Here is a 5,348-nt window from a genome sequence, read left to right on the forward strand (position 1 = left end):
AATAGCGGCCATTTTAACTTCATAAGGAAACATAATAAAACCCCTTGAATTAGATTTCTCCAATTCAAGGGGTTCAGTTCAGTTTTGGAATGATCGCATTTTTTCGTTAAATGGCAGGGATCTGCCGTTTGTCGCAGCTTTCTACAATATAAAAGTGGTGATCAAAGTTGTCATTACAAACTGAAAATGACTAATGTCCCACCCTCACTTTTTTCCATATAACATATAAATATAGGTTATTTACTTTGATTCATCAATGGGGGCAGAGGTTGCTTCCTCGTCGTAGTTTCGGAAATAATCCGGGTAAGCATCAAGAACTTGGTGGCGTTCCAATAACATCAAATGCAGATGTTCATTAACAAGATATTCCAGGTCGTCAATGTTTTTATCAACCACAGCCTCAAAAATATTCTTGTGTTGCGTATAAATCGTGCTCCAGTTCAAGTCCATTTCTTTTAACCGAAGTCGGCGGAAACGGTTTAACTGGGTGTTGTTAATTTGCAGCCAATCCCAAACGATCTCTTTATTGACAACCTTATAAAATTCATGGTGAAAATCCTGATCCAAATCAAAAAAGCTATCTGGATTGATTTCACTAGCCGTTTTATCCTGCTCACTAAGATTTTTCCGTAACGTTGCTAAAGATTCATCTGAAATATTAGCGGCAGCACTTAACATAATCTTAGGTTCAATGCATTCGCGGACGAATCTGGCGTCCTTAGCATCTGCCATATCAATTCTGGTGATGTAGGTTCCGCTTTGGGGAATTACTTCGATCAAGTCCTCTCGCTCGATCCGGATGATTGCCTCTCTGACAGGGGTTCTGCCTAATCCGAGTTCCTGAGATATCGTTTTCTCTGATATTTTTTGGCCAGGGATGTAGTCAAAGTGAATGATTTTATATTTAATTTCGTGGTAAGCATCGCTGCGCATATTATCCATCATACTATTCTCCTTTATAACAACCAACATTATAGCATATTAAAATCAAACAACCAGCCCGAAAAATAAGGGTGTTGACAATCTGATATATCAGAATATAATTAACTTGGAAGCGGATTCAGAACACTGATGTATTAGTTCCGCTTTTGTGGGGCGGTTGAAGCTTTTAGGACAGCTGCGTAAAGCAACAATCTGCACGTAAGCACCTCGGAGAGAAATTCCAGAACCAGGAATTTCTCTCCGAGGAGACTTACCCTCCGATTTCTAACCGCTTGGATCCGCTCACTTTATCTATTAGGAGGATTAATTGATGGTAAAAGTTACTGACGATTATTTAACAAATAAAAAAGAATTTGCTGACGCTAACATTAAGGTTCCCGATTATGATATTAAAGAAAAGACGGGGGCTACTCGTTGGGTTCACTTTGGTGGTGGTAACCTGTTTCGGGCATTTCATGCTGCCATTGCTAACCGCTTGCTTGAATCAGGTGATCTTGATTCTGGAATCGTGGTTGCTGAAACTCATGATCCAGGTGTTGTCGACGATGTCTACAGAAAATTCAATAACCGCATTCTCCGAGTGATTACCCATGAAGATGGCAATTTTGAAAAAGAATTATTTGCCTCAGTTTCAGATGCCCTATACTTCGATCAAAGCAATCCGGACGGCTGGAAAAAACTGTTCAAAATTTTTGAAAATCCAGCGCTGCAATTAGCAACCTTCTCAATTACGGAGAAGGGTTATAACCTTTGGGACAGCCAAGGCAACCTATTGCCAATGGTTCAAGATGATATTAAAAACGGTCCTGAAGCTCCTAAAAACAATATGGCTTCACTAACTTCATTAATGTTTGCCCGCTTTAAAGCCGGTAAATATCCGATGGCTTTGTTAAGCACCGATAATTTCTCCCAGAACGGTGAAAAACTTGAAAAGAGTGTGCTGACAATTGCCGAGGGCTGGGCAGAAAATGGCTTGGTTCCTTCTGAATTCATCGATTACTTAAAGGATGACAAAACTGTCAGTTTCCCACTTTCAATGATTGATCGTATTACGCCAAATCCTTCCGAAGCGGTTTCCGAAAAGCTCAAGGAAGATGGCTTCGATGATTACAAGATTTATCACACCCCAGGCCACACCAACATTGCTGCCTTCACTAACACTGAGGAAGTTCACTATTTAGTTGTTGAAGACGACTTTCCAAATGGCCGACCAGCCTTAGATAAAGCTGGGGTCATCTTGACCGATCGTGACACAGTTAACGATGCCGATGAGATGAAAGTAACCACTTGTTTGAACCCATTGCATACTGCCTTAGCCGTTAACGGTAGCTTACTCGGCTTTAATTCAATTGCTAAAGAAGTTAGTGACAAGGATATGCTCAACTTAATCAAGCAGATTGGATACGTTGAAGGCTTACCAGTTGTTAAGGATCCTAAGGTTATTAACCCTAAGACCTTCATTGATCAACTGGTTAACAAGCGTCTTCCTAATCCTTACATTCCAGATATGCCCCAACGGATTGCTTCAGATACGTCACAGAAGTTATCAGTTCGTTACGGCGTTACTATCCAACATTACATTGATGATCCTAAACGTGATCCAAAGGACCTGCACTTTATTCCGCTTGTTTTGGCAACTTGGTGCCGTTACCTGATGGCCATTGACGACCAAGGCAAGCCGTTTGAACTAAGTCCAGACCCATTGTTGGCAGAATTACAGCCTAAGGTAAGTGACATCAAATTGGGTGAAAAGACCGACGTTCACGCTCACTTGAAAGATATTCTTGCCAACAAGTCAATCTTTGACCATGATCTCTATGCAATCGGCATGGGTGAAACGGTTGAAAATTACTTTGCCCAACAAATTAGTGGTGTGGGTGCCGTTCGCAAGACATTGGAAGACACCTTATCCAAATATGCTCAGAGCATCTAACTAAGATTTCTAAAGAGGAGACTTTATTTATGACTTTATTAAATGACGATTTCTTACTAACCACGCCAATGGCAAAAAAGTTGTTCCACGACCACGCTTCAAAGATGCCGATCATCGATTACCATTGTCATTTGGATCCAAAGGAAATTTATGACAACCGCAGTTATGACAATATTACTCGAATCTGGGTAAATGACGGCAACGTTGGTGACCACTATAAGTGGCGCTTAATGCGGGCCAACGGGGTTCCCGAAGATTTAATTACTGGTGATGGTGACGACTACGAGAAGTTCATCGCTTGGGCTGGTACAATTGAAAAAGCGCTGGGTAATCCATTATATGAATGGACTCACTTGGAATTGAAACGGTTCTTTGGAATTGATGAAGTCTTTAATAAAAAGTCAGCTCCTGATATTTGGAAGAAAGCTAACAAGATGCTGGCAACTGACGACTTCAAGCCCCGCAACTTAATCAAACGCATGAACGTAAAGGCGGTTTGCACCACTGATGACCCAGCTTCTGATCTGAAGTACCACAAGTTGTTGAAGAAAGAAGAGGCTGATAACGGCTTTAAAGTATTGCCGGCAATGCGTCCTGACAAGGCCCTTCACTTAACTGACACGACCTTTGGCGAATACTTGGATCAATTGGCCGATGTTTCCGGTGTTAAGATCGACTCATTCAAACACTTGATGGCAGCTTTGCGTCAGCGCTTTGAATACTTTGAGAGTGTGGGTGGTCGTTTGTCTGATCATGGCTTGAACTTCTTTAGATTTGAAAAAGCCAGTGATGATGAATTAAATGATATTCTTGATCGCGCTCGCCAAAACAAACCATTATCAACTTCAGATATCGACAAATATCAAACAATGTTGGTTGAGAATTTGATGAAGTTAAACAAAGAATTCAACTGGACGATGCAATTCCACATGAATGTTACTCGGAATGCTAACAAGCCAATGTTTAAAAAGTTTGGTCCCGATGGTGGTTTTGATTCCATGGGAACCCAACCAGACATTGCCCAAGAATTCATGAAGTTATTGATTGATATGCAGACTGAAAACGAAATTCCACGGACAATTCTTTACTCCTTAAATCCAAATGACTGGATGGAATTGGCAACCGGTATGGGTGACTTCCAACAAGATGGTGTCCAAAAGCTGCAATTAGGTTGTGCTTGGTGGTTCAACGATACCTTCGATGGTATGAAGCGTCAGTTGACCATGATGGCTGAACAAAGCTTGTTGCCTAACTTTGTAGGAATGCTGACTGATTCACGTAGTTTCTTATCATATCCGCGTCACGAGTACTTCCGTCGAGTATTGTGCAATGTGATCGGCGAATGGGTTGAACGCGGCCAAGCACCTGATGATGAAGATTACCTGGGCCAAATTGTTGAAGATATTTCGTACAACAATGCCTACAGTCAATTTGGTTTCTTTAACAAGGACTAGCCGTTAGAAGGGGAGTGCTCCCAATGCAAAAAATTGAAACAAAGCGTTTCAGGGCTGAAATCGATGAACACGGATGTCAATTAACTCATTTGGTGAATAAAGCCGGTGACTTTGATTATATTTGGAACAATGACTTATGGCCCAAACACGCACCGATTTTATTTCCAGCGATTGGCCGTTCCAATGATGATGCCTATTTAATTGACGGCAAGAAGTATGAAATGCCGCAGCATGGCTTTGTGGCTGATTTTGACTTTGACGTCGTTGATAAGCAAGCTGATCAAGTTACCTTATCATTGAAGTCAAATGACGCTACCAAGAAATACTATCCCTTTGATTTTGAGCTTAAGGTTACTTTTAGCCTGACTGATGATGGCTTGACGGTTGCCTTTGATGTTCAAAATGATGGCAACACGGATCTTTCCTATTCCTTGGGGTATCACCCAGCATTCAACGTGCCAATTAATGGGGAAGGTTCCTTCGATGATTACCGCTTGGATTTGGCGCCAGCTCAAGATTCCTTAGACACTTACGAGATTGTTAAGAAGCCTAATCCTTACCGTTCTGGTAACGTTGAAAAGCTGCCTGACTATCGCAACGGCGTCGTCGAGTTGGATCATGACATGTTTGCCAAGGGCCTGTTAATTATTAAGAATACGGGTATTAAGACAGTCAAGTTGTCTTCCAAAGCTACTCAGCATGCCGTGACTGTTGATGTTAGTGATTTTGATCATGTTACCTTGTGGACCAAGGAAGGCGCCAACGCACCATTCTTGTGCATTGAGCCATTTAACGGGTTACCTGATGTTTATGGTGATCTGGCTGAATTAAGTTCAAAAGAAGATAATCAACATCTTAAAGCCAACGGTACCAAGAAATATCAAGTAAAAATTGAACTGAAATAGTATTAAATAGATGTAATAATTCAAAGACGGTAATTCTAATGTAAGCACTAAATAACTGGACGTCTACTTCGTAGACGTCTTTTTGAGTACCATAGAATTATTAATTAAGTATGA

At 41.1% G+C, this 5,348-nt stretch carries 4 protein-coding genes; 3 read left to right on the forward strand and 1 reads right to left on the reverse strand.

Annotated elements, in window-relative coordinates; genetic code table 11:
- Nucleotides 1–240 precede the first annotated feature (240 nt).
- On the reverse strand, nt 241–945 hold the full coding sequence (locus tag KTE19_RS12595) for a GntR family transcriptional regulator (protein WP_217342417.1): 705 nt from the start codon (nt 943–945) through the stop codon (nt 241–243).
- 307 nt (nt 946–1,252) lie between these two features.
- On the opposite strand from KTE19_RS12595, the gene KTE19_RS12600 reads away from it, so the two are divergent.
- The 3 genes from KTE19_RS12600 to KTE19_RS12610 are packed head-to-tail and all read left to right on the forward strand — an operon-like array spanning nt 1,253 to nt 5,234.
- On the forward strand, nt 1,253–2,875 hold the full coding sequence (locus KTE19_RS12600) for a mannitol dehydrogenase family protein (RefSeq protein ID WP_217165436.1): 1,623 nt from the start codon (nt 1,253–1,255) through the stop codon (nt 2,873–2,875).
- A 29-nt stretch (nt 2,876–2,904) separates the two neighbouring features.
- The gene (uxaC, locus tag KTE19_RS12605) at nt 2,905–4,329 is read left to right on the forward strand and encodes a glucuronate isomerase (RefSeq protein ID WP_217342418.1); all 1,425 of its coding nucleotides are present in this window, start codon (nt 2,905–2,907) and stop codon (nt 4,327–4,329) included.
- A 23-nt stretch (nt 4,330–4,352) separates the two neighbouring features.
- A complete protein-coding gene (locus tag KTE19_RS12610; RefSeq protein ID WP_217165461.1) occupies nt 4,353–5,234 on the forward strand; it encodes an aldose 1-epimerase family protein in 882 nt (293 codons plus the stop codon).
- Nucleotides 5,235–5,348 lie beyond the last annotated feature (114 nt).

It is taken from the genome of Lentilactobacillus dabitei, assembly GCF_019061365.1.
GTDB classification, from domain to species: Bacteria; Bacillota; Bacilli; order Lactobacillales; family Lactobacillaceae; genus Lentilactobacillus; species Lentilactobacillus dabitei.

Bases quoted from the DNA above. Each gene is read 5' to 3' on its own strand.
- KTE19_RS12595 (WP_217342417.1), bottom strand. From the start codon at position 945: ATGATGGATAATATGCGCAGCGATGCTTACCACGAAATTAAATATAAA.
- KTE19_RS12600 (WP_217165436.1), top strand. From the start codon at position 1,253: ATGGTAAAAGTTACTGACGATTATTTAACAAATAAAAAAGAATTTGCT.
- uxaC (WP_217342418.1), top strand. From the start codon at position 2,905: ATGACTTTATTAAATGACGATTTCTTACTAACCACGCCAATGGCAAAA.
- KTE19_RS12610 (WP_217165461.1), top strand. From the start codon at position 4,353: ATGCAAAAAATTGAAACAAAGCGTTTCAGGGCTGAAATCGATGAACAC.